The organism is Sphaerisporangium sp. NPDC051017 (assembly GCF_040683095.1).
Taxonomy (GTDB): Bacteria; Actinomycetota; Actinomycetes; order Streptosporangiales; family Streptosporangiaceae; genus Sphaerisporangium.
The window spans coordinates 14,565-30,534 of the sequence record NZ_JBFBCI010000068.1 but is presented as its reverse complement, the minus strand read 5'-3'; the positions used below and the strand labels follow the sequence as shown (position 1 = coordinate 30,534).

The following is a 15,970-nucleotide window of genomic DNA, read 5'->3' as shown; positions in this document are numbered from 1 at the left end:
TCCGCTGGGAGAGCCGCGATCTGGTCTTCTACCTGCTTGCCATGGCCGACCGTGTACATTTACCGGTTCAGCCTCACGCCGAGTTCGGCCGCGCGCTCGGCGATGACCTCCTGCAATGGCCTACCCGGTATGTACTCGCCGCACTCGATCTGGTCCTGGAGACGGGCCGCCTGCTCCAAGAGGTCTTCATACTCCCCACTCGCCTTCATTCTGGCCATATGCCACCAGTGGGCGAGTAGCTCGTTGACAGGACCAAGGTCCAGCTCTTCGGTGGCCTTGGCCATGGCCTGCCTGAAGTCCTTGTCGAAGTAGGTCCGATCAGCATGGGGCAGGCACGCGCGGATGTTGCGCGGGCTTCGATCCCTGTCCAGGGACTTCACAATCTGCTCGGGCGTCCGCGTGACGGAGGATTCGTAGTGCTCGGCGTTCATCTGTCACCTCCTTGGTCGGCGGTCAGCCTTCGGCTGCCGGGGGTAGGGCAGAGGTACATCATCACCCGAGCTTAGCGGTCTGGCATGCGCCTATCCGAGCGCACGCGGCTCCTACGGGGACGGGCGTCGGCGATCGGGGTGGGACGCCACATCATCCGGACTCGAGAGAGGTGGCGTCGTAGGCGTTGGGGCCGGCCTGCTGACTCGGCTCGGATTCTCCCCGAGTCAGCAGGCCGAGCCAGTGGATCACCTCGGAGATCTGGCCGATCGGGAACTGGAAGATCGGGCGGTCGTCGGACGGGGTGACCAGGAAGGCCGTGCCCCAGAACCTGACCCGCACGGTGACCTTGGCCCGGCCCTTCCCGTCCGCGTCGTACACGATCAGCTCGGTGGGGGAGTACGCGCGGCTGGGCGGGATGGTCTGGGTGCCGATGGCCAGCCGCATCCGCTTGTAGATGCGGCTGCGGACGCCGTCGCCCGCCAGGTGACGGTGCAGGACGGCGAGCAGCTTGGCGTCCTCGTCGGCGCGCTTCTCCGAGACGGCGTCATGGGTGTTCATCGATGTCGGCCCATTCTTGGTCGGTGAGAGGGGATAGTCCGAGCGCCTCGGCCGTTTCACTGAGTTCCCGGCGGCCGATCCCTTTGGCGCGCATCGCGCGTGCGGCTCGTCTCCACGCCTGCTCGAATTCCGCGGACGGGTGTGCTTCGGGAGACGCGGCTCGGTCGCGAATGGCGGGTTCCCGGGACGGACGGCGTACGGTCCGGCGGAAAGGCGTGGAAGGCGTGGTGCAAAGGCGCATCACGCGGGTCCGGCGACGCCCTGATTCCAGGGAACGGTCGCGCTCGGGGGAACGGCCGTGCTCGGGTGAGCGAACGCGTTCGGGGGAACGGAGCTGCTCAGTCGTGGCGGAAACTGCCAGCCGTCCCGGACCGTGGAAAGCAGGTGGATGATCGCCGCCGAGAGCGGGTGGTCGTGGAAGGTCTCGGCGAATCGGCAGGCCACCCGACGTGCCACGGACACCGGATCCAGCACCAGGCCCCAGGCGTAGAGCTTGCGTCCAGGGGAGGAGTACCGCCCGGACCACCACCAGTACCCGAGTTCGCCGTCCGTCCATACGATCAGGTCGGCCCACACCGATATCAGCGCGACGCCCTTCCCCGCATTGATGTCCGTGGAGATATGAAAGAAGGCCAGCTTCCGCTGAAGCGTTTCCGCCGCTTCAAAAGCGATATCGACGCTTTCGGTGGGATGTCCGGATTTTCGGGCTTGCGTGATGGTCTTGGATGCGATTACCTGTGGCATGCGGGACACCATTTCCTTGCCGGTTCTTGATTCGCCTCTCCAAGAGTGCTCCCAGGCCCTACTGTCCGTAAGCGAAAAGCGACGACGTCGGCATCATGGCGAGGTTGCCGCAGATTGTTTTCCGTTGCATTCCGTTGCGTGGAGGAGCAGGTGGCGCGACCGCAGATGACCAACCCCGAGAGCTCGCCGGCCGCCCGTTTCGGCTACGAGCTGCGCAGACTCCGCATGGAGGTGCGCATGACCCAGTCCCAGCTCGGCCGCAAACTCGGCTACACGGGAGCCGCGATGGGCGCGATAGAAAGGGGGCTACGGCTACCGCAGCAACGAGAACTCGTAGAACAATGCGACGAGGCCCTCGGCGTCAACGGCACCCTGATCCAGGTCTGGGAACAGTGCCGCATGGACGGTAACCAGCGCTGGTTCTACCCATGGCTGGAGGTGGAGCAGCAAGCAGTGACCCTGCGCGCATGGCAGCCGACACTCGTGCTGGGCCTCCTTCAGACGGAAGACTACGCGCGGGCGGTGTTTCGCGGAGAGCCGGGAAGCACGAACGACCAGATCGATAAGAGCGTCGCGGCTCGACTTGAGCGACAAACTCTCCTCGAAGGCGAGAGCCCACCTATGCTGTGGGCCGTACTGGACGAGGGGGTTCTGCAGCGACCTGTCGGTGGTCCAACCGTCATGCGAGGGCAATTGGCGCACCTCCTGGATCTGGCTGAACGTCCGCGTATCACGATCCAGATAGTTCCGGTAACGGCAGCCTGCACCGCAGGATTGGGAGGAGGCTTCTTCCTCGCGCAACTACGTGACGGTCGCGAGGTCGCCTATCTCGAATCCGCCGGTAGAGGTCAAGTGGTCGCTCAGACCAAGGAAGTACGAGGAATCCAAGCCCGGTACGAAGCCGTTCGAGCCAGCGCACTTCCACGCGAGGGCTCGCTAAAAATGATCAAGGAGGGGATGGAAAGATGGACGACCTGACGAAGGTCAAGTGGATCAAGTCCTCATACTCGACCGGTAATGGCGGTGAGTGTGTGGAACTGGCCGTGCTGCATGACGATGGCATGGCGATCCGCGACAGCAAGCGCCCGCACGGCGCCGTGCTGCGCGTCCCCGCTACCGAGTGGGTGGCGTTCCGCACCAGCCTCAAGTCCGGTGATCTGGGCGCCTGAGAGCACATGCGGAGATGAACGAACTGACCAGCGTCCAATGGGTCAAGTCCTCATACAGCGGATCCACTGGTGATTGCCTGGAGGTTGCCGCTTTGTCTGACAGCGGCATGGCGGTTCGGGACAGCAAGCGCCCACATGGCCTGGCGCTACGTCTCCGCTACCGAATGGGCCGCATTCCGCGACAGCCTCAAGTCCGGTGAGCTGAGCGCCTGAGCTTGGAAGACGAGTGGGACCCGCGCCCCCGGTTCGGGTCCCGCCGTACGCGGCTCACTGTCGTCGTGGAGCCAGTTCGGCGGTCCAGGCGACCGGCTTGGGGGCTATCGCCAACCCCAGGGCAGTGATCGCGAGCGAGGCCAGCAGGTAGAGGGAGATGGCGGTGGTGGTGCTGAACCGGTCGAGCAGGACGATGGCGATGATCGGGGCCAGCGCCCCTCCGGCCACCCCGGCGGGCTGGTAGCCGAGGGACGAGCCGCTGTAGCGGAGCCGGGTCGAGAAGAGTTCCGCGATGAACGCGGCCTGCGGACCGTACATCGCCGCGTGCGCGACCAACGCGACGCCGACGGCGAGCATGATCACGGGAAAAGTTCCGCCGTCGAGCAGCGGGAAGAAGGCGAAGGCCCAGACCGACGCGCCGATCACGCCCGCCAGGTACACGCGACGGCGCCCGATCCGGTCGGAGAGCGCGCCGAAGAACGGAATGAGCAGGATCTGGGCGGCGGAGGCGATGAAGACCGCGTTCAGACCGGTGTCCCGGGACACGCCGACCTTGTCGACGAGGTAGGTGAGCACGTACAGGGTGAAGACGTAGAAGGCGACGTCCACTCCGATCCGGGCGCAGAACGTGGCCACCAGGGCACGCGGATGGGTACGGACCACTTCCGCGAGCGGCAGGCGTGACCGGGTGGAGACCTGGGTGAAGAGCGGCGATTCGGCGATGTTGGCCTGGATCCAGAGCCCGGCGAGTGCGAGCAGGCTGGAAAGAAGGAAGGGGAGCCGCCAGCCCCAGGTCAGGAAGGCGTCGTCGGGTAGCACCACGTTGACCAGCCCGAGCGTTCCGGCGGCCAGCAGGTTGCCCGCGGGCACGCCGACCTGCGGCCAACTGGCGTACAGCCCGCGCCGGGCGGGATGGCCGTGCTCCACCGACAGGAGCACCGCACCGCTCCACTGGCCGCCGAGGCTGAGCCCCTGCACGAAGCGCAGAAAGACCAGCAGGACCGGTGCCGCGACGCCGATGGTGGCGTAGGTCGGGAGCAGACCGATGAGAAAGGTGGCCAGCCCCATCACGAGCAGCGTGACCGCGAGGACGTTTCTGCGGCCCACCCGGTCGCCGAAGTGCCCGAACAGCACACCGCCGATCGGCCGGGCGAGGAACCCGACCCCGTAGGTCGCGAAGGCCAGCAGAGTGCCGGTCAGCGGGTCGGCCTCGGGAAAGAACAGCCTCCCGAAGACGAGCGCCGCCGCGGTGCCGTAGAGGAAGAAGTCGTACCACTCCAGCGAAGTGCCGATCAGGCAGGCGAGGATGACTTCACGCGACCGGGTGCCCGCCATCATTCACAGCCTTCGAATCGGGGGACGTGGACAGAGGTGAGGTCCAGGCCGGTGCCGCCGAACCACTTGGTCATGAGCTTGGCCGCCGTGCCGTCCTGGTACAGGTCGGTGATCGCGCGGTTGAGCACCTCGCAGCCCTCCACGTCTCCCTTCCTGATGCCGACGCCGGTGCGCTGCTCGTTGAACCGCGCGTTGACGAGCCGCAGGCCGGCCTTTTCGCGTTTGGCCAGCCCGGCGAGGATCACGTCGTTGGTGGTGATCGCGTCAACGGCGCCTTCCTTGAGCAGGGTGAGGCACTGGTCGTAGTCCTTGGCGGGGACGAGCCTGGCGGCGACCCCGCGCTCCTCGACCACGCGCTCGGCCGCGTTCGACCCTTCAACCGCGCAGATGGCTCGCCCCGCGAGGTCTCGTACGTTGCCGATGCCCTTCTGATCGGACCGCACCATGATGTCCTGGTAGGAGACGTGATACGGCCCGGCGAAGGAGATCCGTTTCTTCCGTTCCTGAGTGATGCTGAAGGTGGCGAGGACCAGGTCGGCCCGCCCGTCCAGCAGGACCGCCTCGCGGTCGGCGGCGAGGACGGCGACGAACTTCACGCCCGCGCCGAGTCGTCCGGCCAGGTAGGTGGCGACGTCGACGTCGAATCCCTCGAAGGATCCGTCCGGCCGCCGCAGGCCGAGTCCGGGCAGGTCGGGCCGTACTCCGACCACCACGGTCTTCTTTCCGACGATCGAGTCGGGTGCGGACCCGCCGCACGCCCCCACGAGCAGGACGGCCAGCGCGATCGCCACCGGCAAGGCACGCATGGACTTCCCTTCTCAGCGGTACTCGCCGAGTCTCGGCAGGATCCCGGCCACGACCAGGACGGCGATGGAGACCATCGCTGCGGGCAGGAGGAACCACAGATCGGCGAGGGCGTCCTCGCCGTCGGTGACGGCCCTCTCGAAGACGGCGCGGTGCCGCTCGGACAGGTCGAGGAGCTTGGCGTCGTAGGCGTCGAACTTCTCGCTCAGCGGTCCCAGCCGCACGGCGACGGCCTCGGCTCGTCGTCCTCCCGTCCCGAGGAGTCGCAGGTCGGCGTCGGCGCGCTGGAAGCCGTCGTAGTCGGTGAGCGTGACACTCACGAGCTCGCCGTCCTGCTTGGCGAGCGCGGCGCCGAGGAATCCGGGGAAGCCCTGCCGTCGCGGAGACACGTCGAGCGCCGCCGACACCTGATCGTGGTAGGTCTTCACGTTGCCGGCCTCGACGTAGAGCACCGACTGGGCCGCGTCCAGGTAGGTGTGCTCGTAGGTGTCGGCGCGCTGCGGATCGAGCAGATAGCGGGTCTGGTCGCCGTGCATTCCGTTGCTGATCGCCCGGGCCCTGGCCAGTGAGAGCACCGAGTCGAAGCCGTCCCGCTTCGCGGTCAGCAGCGTGCCGGCCTCACGATCGAGGACGGTGAACCCGGTGTAGACGTACATCGCGGCTATGGCCGAGGCGACGAGCAGTGCCGGGGCGATCACCCGGCGGAACCGCCGTGCCAGGAAGACCTGGAGCCATACCAGGCAGCCCAGCGCGAGCACGCCTGCCCCCACCACGACGAGGCGCCCGGCGCTCAGGGACGAGCGCGTCTCGTCGTGGACGCGCCGCACGATCGTGCCGCTCTCCAAGGTCAGGTTGTACGCCTGCGGCAGCAGTTCCTCCCGCATGAGGTCGGTGGCTTCGCGGTAGGTGTCCAGGACCTGCCGCGGAGGTGGCCCGGGGGCGTGCCGCGCCTGCTCGTCCAGCAGCAGGGCCTGGCCGGCCAGCCGCTCGTAGCGGCCCAGCCCGTCGAACACAGCCTGGATCGTCCGCCTCTTCCTGGGGTCGTTCCCCGCCAGCGCCGAGGCCTGCATCAGCGTGCGGCCCGCCTCGTTACGGCGCCGCTCGTACTGCTGGAGTGCCTCGGCGCGCCGCTGGCCGTGCGCTTTGCCCATCAGCAGCACGAGAGCGATCTGTCCGTCCATATCGCTCAGCGCGAAGTACAGCCCGGCGGTGGCCACTACCTGGGGTCCCGCGTCGTGCCCGATGACCCGCAGACCCGTTCTGGCGATCTGTGTGGTGCCCGCGAGCGTCACGAACAGCAGGGCGAGCGCGATCACGGTGATGCCGGAGATGAGGCGGATGCGTCGGGGGACGGTGCTGCCCGGCCAAGTCTTTCCGGCACGGGTGCGCGCCCGCACCACGGCGGAGGTGATCGTCAAGCTGCTTCGGCCTCCCTTGCGGGGTTTGCCGGATGGGACCCGGTCTCCCTGGACCGGCCATGTCATCTTTTATGGGCCTACCTTAGACGGTGTCAAGGATCTTCGCCCGGACGTCGCCCGTATCGGGGCTCTATGTCCAGAAATGGCCGCATCGGACCCCACCGTCACCACCCTGATCACGCCGCCTGGGCCGCATATTCTACGCATTGAGAGGCCGAAATGCGGGCCTGAATAGTGATGGGGGCCGCTCCCAGGACAACGGAGAAATAACGCGAACCCCCACTCTCACGAAGAACGACCTGAAGTCCCAGGGCCGTATCAATTCCAAGGGTCTTATTCAAAAGGTCTACGTGTAGGTTCTGAAGAAATATAGACCGACTATGGCTGCGAGCATGCTCTCGTATTTCGGCAAGGGGCAGCGGAATCGGCATTATGTCACCCGCGCGGTTCGGTGTGTTGGTCCCCTGTTAAGCCGGAACGGGCCTTTGAATAAGCCCTCAAGCTCGAAAATCTACTGAGCGGCATTCCGGCGCTCGCGATGGCATCCGCCGATCTCGCCCGGCAAGGCTCGATGAACCGGCCGGGGAATCCCAGGTGAATCCGGATCCGGGATGTGCGGCATAGGGGAACAGTCCGTCGCCTTCGGGGGCAGCGTGGTCCTTGTCGTCATGGTCGCCGAGTGCTCCGATCCCATCCGCAAACCGAAACCCGCCCAGACGCCGCGACGACGAGAAACGTGAGGCTGAAACCAGCCGTGGCCGCCATCTGTGTACGTCGGCGCCTCCGGACCATCGTGGAGATTCGCCCCATGGACTCCGGGGGCGTGGTCACCTGGTCCGCGAGCTGACGCAGTCGCCCGCGCAGCCGCGAAATCTCGTCGTCATCCATCCGATTCCTCACTCGAGTACGTCGGTAATGAGTGATCTCAGCCGGCCGAGTGCCTTGTGACTCTGGCTCTTCACCGTTCCGATGCTGCAACCGAGAATGGTGGCGCTGTCGCTCTCCGAGAGATCGAGGTGGTAACGCAATACGATCACCGCGCGCTGCCGGGGAGGCAGTGTGGCGAGGTCACGCTTGAGATCGTCGGCGACGAGTGCCCGGTCGTAGGGGTCATTGGCCGCGGCCACGTCGTGCCAGGAATGCGTACACGGGGTGTGAACCATGACCGTGCTGGGCGACCGAAATTAGAGCACGAGGAAATCCCTTTTGTGCCATGATCCTGGCGTGGCCGTGGAGGTTCGACCGCGAAACAAATTGTTTACAAGCGGTAGTGCTATTTCTATGCTGATGGAGTTGATGCCCAGACCAGGCGCCCGTCTCTACAGGAGAGGCAGCCCGTGCGTATCGTTCATCACAGCCGTCGTCTCAGGGCCGTACTACTCGCCGCAGGCTTCGCGCTCTGCCTCATCGTCTCCACGCTGGTGGCGAGTCCCGCGTTGGCCGAGCCGGCCATGCGGGCCGCCGTCGATCCCCTGTGCTACGCGGGTGGATTCAGTCAACCGCCAGGCCTCGGGCGGCCGTACGCCCTGACCTGGTGGCGCGTGGGAAGTGTTCCTTCGGGTCGGCACACGTACAACTACTGGATGGTGGAGGAGAATCGCCCGATCGGGCTGGTCTATCTGGAGAGTCGGGCGGCCATGTGCCTCGGCGACTCGCTGGTCTCCACCACTGGGCTCACCCCGTCCCAGGGGTCCGGCCCGGCTTGCAACAGCGACACCTACTACCCCGATTCCGGGATCAGAGAGGTGTTCGCCGGTGAGCGCGCTTCGTACTACACGAGTTCGCTGCCGCTCAGGCACACATACCGATACTGGCAGCGGCAGAGGTGGGTGGACTGGGTCGTCCCCGCGCAATGGAACATCCTTTCCAGCAGCGTGGTGTGGTGTTAGCCGCCCGAACACGCGTCGACTAATGCTGGTAAACCGGCAGGCTACCTGTGCCCTCGGCGGCCGGGTGGGATTCCACACCCGTGATATTCGGGGTACTCCGGAATCAGTGGGGACGTGGTGCCGTCGTCTGCTATGGCGACGGCCAGCGGCCGGCGTGAATGAGGCGCAGTATCAGGGCCGCGATGTTCCAGGCGTCGTCGGTGCCTGAATGGTGGCGGCCGTCCAGGGGAGGTCGCTCATGGTCAGGGCGCGGGTCATTCCGACGCCTCGGGGCAGGCCGTTGGCCTCGGCGAACACCTTCTTCGCGTTGGTGTGGTCCGGATGGAACGGATAGGGCGTTCCCTCGGCCGCGCATTGGCGTTCGAACTGCCTGCGGTCGTAGTCGCCCCAGCTCGCCCACGGGCGCGTCTGGGAGTCGTGGACGTCCATGAGGGCGTGGCAGGCGTCGGCGAAGGGGATGCCGGCGTCCACGGTCTCCTGGGTGTGGCCGGTCAGCTCCGTGCAGAACCGGCTGACCTTCGAGCGGGCCGGGCGGACGATGACGTTGTGCTTCGTCACCTGCCGCCGGAGCGTGAGGTCGACGACGCACAGCCCGATCTCGATGATCTCCGAGACCTGGCCGCGCGGCGGCTTGCCCTTCCAGCACGTCGCCTCGACGTCCACGACGTTGAGGTAACGCCGCTCGAGTTCACCGTTCGAAAGCATGATCCGACCTCAGGTCACGAAGATCTACCTCCGCGAGGCTAGGGGCCGCCTCTCGGGGAGTTCAACGCGATTTCCGCTCCGTCCAGGGGCGCGTGCGTCCTGAGCCTGGCCTGCGGTGGTGTCCTGAGTCCGGCTCATGGGCGGGAGGGTCGTTATGCTCCACGGGTGCGAGTGCGGCGGCTTCATGACTGGCCCGCGACGGTTCCGGAGGCCCGGGCCTTGCAGGAGGAGTTGCGGGGGCTGGTGGATCTCTCCGGGCCGGGGCCGGAGGAGCCGGAGCTCGTGGCGGGGGTGGACGTCGGGTACTCGCCCGAGGACGACCGGCTCGTCGCGGCCGTGGTGGTGCTGCGGGCCGGGACGCTGGAGGGTGTGGAGGAGGTCGCCGTCTCCGGGCGGGTGCGGTTCCCGTACGTACCGGGGCTTTTCGCGTTCCGGGAGCTTCCCACGCTCGTGGAGGCCCTGGAGCGGCTCACAGTGACTCCGGACCTGCTCGTCTGCGACGGATACGGGCTCGCGCACCCGTACAGGTTCGGGCTCGCCTGCCATCTCGGGGTGCTGACCGATCTGCCGACGATCGGTGTCGGGAAGACGGCGTTCGTCGGCGCCTGCGAGCCGCCCGGGCCCGAGCGGGGCGCGTGGTCCGCCATTACCGACGGCGGCGAAACAATAGGAAGAGCCCTGAGAACGCGGCGGGACACCAAGCCGGTCTACGTCTCCCAGGGGCATCGAATCAGCCTTTCCAATGCCTGCCGTCAAGTCCTGGAACTGGCTCCTCGCTACCGAATCCCTGAGCCGATCCGGCAGGCCGACAGGCTCTCCCGCCGCGATATTTGAGAGGCGGGCGACGGGGGTCGGCCGTACAGAGTCGCGGCGAACCCGTGGCGACCGCCCGGAGCCCTGTCGCCCTCTGGCCCGGCGAGTGCCCCGTGCCGGGGTCAGGGAAAACCGCACGTCAGACGGCTGTCTGTGGCCGGGGTCACGCTTCGGGAGCGTGGCCGCGCGGTGGCGCGCCCGCGCCGGGAACCAAAGGCGACCGGCGTATTCCAGAAAACAACGCATTCTGTCCGCCCATTCTCGTATCCGCCGCGTAGTCTTTTCTCATGGCCGTGGGCCGAAAGTCATTTCGTTTCCACCGCCGACGCTGCCAATGCAAGAAACGATTAATTGTCAGTGCGAGGAATGATGAGGTGCAGGAGATGGCCGGTCAGTTGAACACCGCCGCCGTGGAAACGGCGCGTACACGTGCCGTTTCCGCCGCCGCGGTGGACGGGGGGGACGCGCCGGACGTGTTACCCGGGTCGGTGAGCGAGCAGGCGGAACTGCTGCGGATCGGCATGGACTCCTTGCGCCACGAAGACCCCGCGCTCGCCGTGCTGCTGGACGCCGAGGTGGGCCAGCAGGCGACCACCCTCGCCATGATCGCCTCGGCGAGCGTCGCGGACCTGTCGGTCCTGGCCGCCGGAGGGGCGGTGCTGTCGAACCTGACCGTCGAGGGATATCCGGGCGCGCGTTACCACCCTGGTTCCTCCCAGTTCGACCAGGTCGAGACGCTGGCGATCGAGCGGGCCAAGGAGCTGTTCGGCGCGCGGTACGCCAACGTGCAGCCGCACTCCTGCTCGTCGGCCAACCTCGCCGTCCTCGCCGCGCTGCTCCCGCCGGGCGGCACGCTGCTCGCCCTCGACCTCGACTCCGGAGGCCACCTCACCCACGGCTCCCGCGCCTCGGTGACCGGACGACACTACAACGCCGTCCACTACGGCCTGGACGACTCCGGGCGCGTCGACTACGACCAGGTCACGGAGCTGGCCCGCCGGCACCGGCCGACCGTCCTGATCGCGGGGGCCAGTGCCTACCCGCGCACGCTGGACTACGCGCGGTTCCGCGAGATCGCCGACTCCGTCGGGGCGTACCTGCTCGCGGACATCTCGCACATCGCGGGGCTGGTGGTCACTGGGGAGCACCCGAGCCCGATCGACGTCGCCCACGTCACGACGACGAGCACGTACAAGCAGCTCGCGGGCCCGCGTGGCGGCCTGATCCTCAGCGGCCGGGACGCCGACTCCCCGGGACCCGACGGCCGCACGCCGCTGGCCCGGCTCCTGCAGCGGGCGGTCTTCCCGCAGTCGCAGGGCACGCCCAGCCCGGCGACGATCGCCGCCATGGCCCGGGCCTTCGCCCTCGCCTCCGGCCCCGAGTTCCGGCGGACGGCGCGGCTGATCGTCCAGGACGCCCAGGCGCTCGCCGCCGAGCTGTCCAGGCTCGGCTACCGGGTCCTGACCGGCGGCACCGACAACCACATGGTCGTGATCGACGTCGCGGAGCGCGGGCTGACCGGGGTGATCGCCGAGCGCGCCCTGGAGGAGTGCGGCATCCTCGCCAACCGCAACCGCATCCCCGGCGACGTCAAGCCGCCGCTGGTCACGAGCGGCCTGCGGCTCGGCACCAACATCCTCGCCCAGCGCGGCATGGGCCCGGACGAGATGCGCGAATGCGCCCGCCTGCTGCACGCCGTGCTGACGGCGACCATCGCCCTGTCCGACAGCGCGTACCGCATCGACCCCGCGCGGGCCGCCGAGGTGGGCGCGGAGGTCAGGAGGCTGTGCGTCCGATACCCGCTGCCCTTCGACGGCCGCGCCGATGTCTACACCCCAGGAGCCGTCCAATGAGCCTTGACTTCCAGCATGATCTTCAGCAGGGCATCCAACGGGATTTCCAGCCGGACACGGCCTCCTCGGACTGGCCGCCCGTGCTGGTGCCGGCGGACCGGCCGCGCCGCCCGGGGGCGCGGTCGCGCCGCACGGCCGTGGAGCACGCAGACCTCGGCGTACGGACGCCCTCCGGTGAGGCCGTCCCCGGGGACGTGCTGGTCTCCGGGTTCGCGGCCCTCCTGTACCGCTACACGGGCCAGGACCGGGTGAGCCTGGACCGCGCCGGCGCCGATCGGGTGCGTGGCGCCGAGCGCCTGCGGTTCCGGGTCTCCGGTGAGTCCACGCTCAGGGACCTGGCGGACAGCGGCGAGACCGTCCCCGCCCCCGAAGCCGTCCCGGACCCTGAGGCCGCCCCGGACGCCGAGGCCGTCGCGCACGTCGAGGCCGTGCCGGACCTCGCGGGTGCCCCCGGTCTCGTGGCCGTCCGTTTCGCGCTCGCCGCGGAGCCGTCCGCCCACGAGTCCGCCGGCGAGTCCCCGTACGAACTGCAGCTCGTCGTACGTCCCGGCGCGGACGGCGCCGCCGCCCTGGAGCTGCACTACGACACCGCCCTCTTCGACCAGGCCACGGCCGCGCGGCTGCTCGGCCACTACCGGACGCTCGTCCAGGACGCCACCGCGTCCCCGGACCGCCCCGTCGCGCGGCTGCGGCTGCTGACCGACGCCGAGTTGCGGCGCACGCTCGTGGAGTGGAACGCCACGCGGACCGAGCTGCCGTACGACGTCTGCCTGCACGAGGCGTTCGAGGCCCGGGCGGCGGAGGCTCCGAACGCCGTCGCGGTCGTGAACGGCGCGGAGCGGTGGACGTACGCGCGGGTCAACGCCGCCGCCAACCGCCTGGCGCACCACCTGCGCGCGCTCGGCGTCGGCCCGGACGTGCGGGTCGGCCTGTGCCTGGACCGCTCGCCCGGCCTGCTGGTCGCGGTGCTCGGCATCCTGAAGGCGGGCGGCGCGTACGTGCCGATCGACCCCGACTACCCGGCGCTGCGCATCGCCACCATGGTCTCCGGGACGTCGTGCGCCCTGATGATCAGCCGCGAGGCCCTGACCGCGAACCTCCCCGGCGCAGGCGAGGGCGCGCCGCTGGTGCTGCTCGACCGGGACGCCGAGCTGCTGGCCGCGCTGCCCGAGCACGACCCGGAGCCCGTCGTCGGGCCGGAGAACCTCTGCTACATCATCCACACGTCCGGATCCACCGGCGAGCCCAAGCCGATCGCGCTGCGCCATCGCGGCGTGATGAACAACATCGCCGACCTCAACACCCGCTTCGAGGTAGGCCCCGGGGACTCGGTGCTGGCCCTGTCCTCGCCGAGCTTCGACATGTCCGTGTATGAGTTCGTCGGCCTCACCACCGCCGGCGGCACGATCGTGATCCCGGACCCGGCACGGACCAAGGACCCCGCGCACTGGGCCGAACTGCTCGCCTCCGAGAACGTCACGATCTGGAACTCCGCCCCGGCCCTGCTGGGCCTGCTGGCCGACCAGATGGAGCAGACCGGCGCCCCGCCGCTGCCGTCCCTGCGCCTGGCGCTGCTCGGCGGCGACTGGGTGCCCGTGCCGCTGTTCGACCGGGTTCGCGCCTTCGCGCCCGCGTTGCGCTTCATCGTGATGGGCGGGGCCACCGAGGCGTCCATCCACTCGACGATCTACGAGGTGGAGGCGGCCGACCCGGACTGGACGAGCATCCCGTACGGGCGGCCGATGGCCAACCAGCGCACGTACATCCTCGACGACGCCTTGCAGCCGGTGCCGCCGGGAGTGCCCGGAGAGCTGTACCTGGCCGGGATCGGTCTCGCCCGCGGGTACCTGGACCAGCCGGAGCGCACCGCCGAGCGGTTCACCGAGTGGTCGTACGGCGAGGTGACCGGCGAGCGTCTCTACCGCACCGGCGACCTGGCGAGGTTCGGCGCGGACGGGCTCATCGAGCTGCTCGGCCGGGTGGACTTCCAGGTCAAGATCAACGGGCTGCGCGTGGAGCTCGGCGAGATCGAGGCCGTCCTGCGCTCCCACCCGTGGGTACGGCAGACCGCGGTGGCCGCTCGCGAGGGACGGCTGGTCGCCTACATCGTGCCCGAGGACGAGGCCCCGAGCGCGGACGAACTACGCGAACTCGTAGCGGAACGCCTGCCGGACTACATGGTCCCCACGGCGTTCGTGACGATGGAGCGCCTGCCGCTCACGCCCAACGGCAAGCTGGACCGCAAGGGACTGCCCGAGCCCGAGGTCACCGGCGCCGCGTACCGGGAGCCGCGCACGCCCGAGGAGAAGACCCTGGCCGGCGTGTACGCGGAGGTCCTCGGCCTGGACCGGGTCGGCCTCGACGACGACTTCGTCGCGATGGGCGGCGACAGCATCCGCTCCATCCAGGTCGTGACGCGCGCCCGGGCCCTCGGCGTCGAGGTCAGCGCCCGGCAGGTCCTCCAGGCCCGGACCGTCGCCGAACTCGCCCTCGCCGCGACCGGCGCGGAGCCCACCGCCGTCGAGGACACCTCGCAGCCGCTCATCGCGGTCAGCGAGGATGACATGGAGTACTGGAGCCAGGACCACCCGCACATCTCGGACGTGTGGCCACTGACCCCGCTGCAGACCGGCATGCTGTTCGAGTCGACGCTGAACGACACCGGCCACGACGCCTACCTGCTCCAGTCGATCTACCACCTCTCCAGCCCGGTCGACGCGACCAGGTTGCGGGCGGCGGGGCAGGCCCTGCTGGAGCGGCACCCCAACCTGCGCGCGGCCTTCGTCGCCGACGAGATGGGCGACACCGTGCAGATCATCGTGGACGGGGTGGAACTGCCCTGGCGAGAGATCGACCTCGGCCACCTGGGGGAGGGCGAGCGGGACGAGGCGTTCCGGCGGTTCCTCGCCGAGGACCAGACCGTGCGCTTCGACCCGGAGACCCCGCCGCTGCTGCGCATGACCCTGGTCACGTTCGACCCCGGGTGCGCGGAGCTGGTCCTCACCATCCACCACGTGCTCATCGACGGTTGGTCGGAGCAGGTGGTGGGACGTGACCTGCTCCGCCTCTACGCCGCCGCCGGCGACGCCTCCGCGCTGCCACCGGCTCGCGGGTACCGGGACTTCCTCGCGTGGCTGTCACGCCAGGACCGCCAGGCGAGCGCCCAGGTCTGGGCGGGCGAACTCGCGGGCGTGGACGGGCCCACGATCCTGGTCCCGGCGGAGGCGTCCCCCGGCGGGAGCGAGGGCATCGGGGAGGTCTTCCTGGCGCTGTCACCGGAGGAGTCCAAGCTCCTGGCCGGGTGCTGCGCCGAGCTGGGCGTCACGGCCAACACCGTGGTGCAGGGGGCGTGGGCCGTCCTGCTCTCGGCGCTCACCGGCCGCGAGGATGTCGTGTTCGGCGCCGTCGTCTCCGGCAGGCCGGGCGCGCTGGCGGGCGTGGAGTCCATGGTCGGGCTGTTCATCAACACCATCCCGGTACGGGTGCGCCTCGCCCCGGACGGGACGGTCGCCGGGCTGCTGACCGCGCTGCGGGACCGGCAGACGGCGCTCCTCGACCATCACCACCACAGCCTGAGCGAGATCTACCAGGCCGCCCGCGTCGAGACGCTGTTCGACACCCTGGTGGCCTTCCAGTCCTACCTGTGGAACCGCGACACCGAGGCGACCGCGGCGGCCGGGATCGAGCTCACCGGCCCCGAATCGGTCGGCGGCAACAGCTACCCGGTCACCCTGGTCGTCGAGGCGGACCGGGTGATCCTCCAGTACCAGCGGCACCTGCTCGACCAGCCCACGGCCGAGCACATCGCCGCCGGCTTCCACGCGGTCCTGGGCCGGATGATCTCCGGCCCTGGCGCAAGCGTCGGCGCAGTAGCCGATCACGCAAGAGGGAAGGCGTAGGAATCGTGGTCCTGTGAGCCGTCACGGCGCCCCGGGGCGCCGGGCGGCTCACCCAAGGTGGCGCGGGCCGACTCCGTGGCCCGTGTCATATCCTCCGCTGCAGCCGGCCGAGGCTGGCCGGGCATGGCAAAACGCCGC

Annotated in this window: 15 protein-coding genes; 7 read left to right on the top strand and 8 right to left on the bottom strand. The window is 68.8% G+C overall.

Features of this window, described 5'->3' with window-relative positions:
• Window positions 1–59: 59 nt before the first annotated feature.
• The 3 genes from AB0M95_RS34930 to AB0M95_RS34920 form a co-directional block, all read right to left on the bottom strand.
• Entirely contained in the window at window positions 60–431 is a 372-nt protein-coding gene (locus AB0M95_RS34930) for a DUF6247 family protein (protein WP_363774146.1), read from the bottom strand.
• A gap of 151 nt (window positions 432–582) precedes the next feature.
• Window positions 583–990, bottom strand: a complete 408-nt coding sequence (locus AB0M95_RS34925) for a hypothetical protein (RefSeq protein WP_363774143.1) — start codon at window positions 988–990, stop codon at window positions 583–585.
• A 240-nt stretch (window positions 991–1,230) separates the two neighbouring features.
• The gene (locus AB0M95_RS34920; protein WP_363774140.1) at window positions 1,231–1,746 is read right to left on the bottom strand and encodes a hypothetical protein; all 516 of its coding nucleotides are present in this window, start codon (window positions 1,744–1,746) and stop codon (window positions 1,231–1,233) included.
• A gap of 126 nt (window positions 1,747–1,872) precedes the next feature.
• Between AB0M95_RS34920 and AB0M95_RS34915 the strand changes: the two genes are divergently transcribed.
• The 3 genes from AB0M95_RS34915 to AB0M95_RS34905 are packed head-to-tail and all read left to right on the top strand — an operon-like array spanning window position 1,873 to window position 3,103.
• Window positions 1,873–2,712, top strand: coding sequence for a helix-turn-helix transcriptional regulator (locus AB0M95_RS34915; protein ID WP_363774137.1), 840 nt, complete (start codon window positions 1,873–1,875; stop codon window positions 2,710–2,712).
• Window positions 2,700–2,903 (top strand): DUF397 domain-containing protein, encoded by a 204-nt coding sequence (locus tag AB0M95_RS34910; RefSeq protein WP_363774134.1) that lies wholly within the window; start codon window positions 2,700–2,702, stop codon window positions 2,901–2,903. The genes AB0M95_RS34915 and AB0M95_RS34910 overlap by 13 nt, the downstream gene beginning before the upstream one ends.
• Window positions 2,904–2,917: 14 nt before the next feature.
• Window positions 2,918–3,103, top strand: a complete 186-nt coding sequence (locus tag AB0M95_RS34905) for a DUF397 domain-containing protein (protein WP_363774131.1) — start codon at window positions 2,918–2,920, stop codon at window positions 3,101–3,103.
• A 67-nt stretch (window positions 3,104–3,170) separates the two neighbouring features.
• Here AB0M95_RS34905 and AB0M95_RS34900 read toward each other — a convergent pair whose 3' ends face one another.
• The 4 genes from AB0M95_RS34900 to AB0M95_RS34885 form a co-directional block, all read right to left on the bottom strand.
• Complete coding sequence (locus AB0M95_RS34900; protein ID WP_363774128.1) at window positions 3,171–4,454, bottom strand: MFS transporter; 1,284 nt, start codon at window positions 4,452–4,454, stop codon at window positions 3,171–3,173.
• Entirely contained in the window at window positions 4,451–5,257 is an 807-nt protein-coding gene (locus tag AB0M95_RS34895; protein WP_363774125.1) for a transporter substrate-binding domain-containing protein, read from the bottom strand. The genes AB0M95_RS34900 and AB0M95_RS34895 overlap by 4 nt, the downstream gene beginning before the upstream one ends.
• 12 nt (window positions 5,258–5,269) lie before the next feature.
• Entirely contained in the window at window positions 5,270–6,673 is a 1,404-nt protein-coding gene (locus tag AB0M95_RS34890) for a hypothetical protein (RefSeq protein WP_363774122.1), read from the bottom strand.
• Between the two features lie 896 nt (window positions 6,674–7,569).
• Window positions 7,570–7,800 carry a sigma factor-like helix-turn-helix DNA-binding protein gene (locus tag AB0M95_RS34885; RefSeq protein WP_363774119.1) on the bottom strand — a complete coding sequence of 77 codons (231 nt, stop codon included), beginning with the start codon at window positions 7,798–7,800 and terminating at the stop codon, window positions 7,570–7,572.
• Between the two features lie 210 nt (window positions 7,801–8,010).
• Between AB0M95_RS34885 and AB0M95_RS34880 the strand changes: the two genes are divergently transcribed.
• Window positions 8,011–8,562, top strand: coding sequence for a hypothetical protein (locus AB0M95_RS34880; protein WP_363774116.1), 552 nt, complete (start codon window positions 8,011–8,013; stop codon window positions 8,560–8,562).
• A 171-nt stretch (window positions 8,563–8,733) separates the two neighbouring features.
• Here AB0M95_RS34880 and AB0M95_RS34875 read toward each other — a convergent pair whose 3' ends face one another.
• The gene (locus AB0M95_RS34875; protein ID WP_363774113.1) at window positions 8,734–9,267 is read right to left on the bottom strand and encodes a 3'-5' exonuclease; all 534 of its coding nucleotides are present in this window, start codon (window positions 9,265–9,267) and stop codon (window positions 8,734–8,736) included.
• 165 nt (window positions 9,268–9,432) lie between these two features.
• Here AB0M95_RS34875 and AB0M95_RS34870 point away from each other — a divergent pair, with 165 nt between their 5' ends.
• From AB0M95_RS34870 to AB0M95_RS34860, 3 genes are all read left to right on the top strand, one after another.
• Complete coding sequence (locus AB0M95_RS34870) at window positions 9,433–10,101, top strand: endonuclease V (protein ID WP_363774110.1); 669 nt, start codon at window positions 9,433–9,435, stop codon at window positions 10,099–10,101.
• 362 nt (window positions 10,102–10,463) lie between these two features.
• Window positions 10,464–11,933: a serine hydroxymethyltransferase gene (locus AB0M95_RS34865; RefSeq protein ID WP_363774107.1), complete on the top strand. Its 1,470-nt coding sequence runs from the start codon at window positions 10,464–10,466 to the stop codon at window positions 11,931–11,933.
• Entirely contained in the window at window positions 11,930–15,832 is a 3,903-nt protein-coding gene (locus AB0M95_RS34860) for an amino acid adenylation domain-containing protein (protein WP_363774105.1), read from the top strand. Before AB0M95_RS34865 ends, AB0M95_RS34860 begins: the two co-directional genes overlap by 4 nt.
• Window positions 15,833–15,970: the final 138 nt, after the last annotated feature.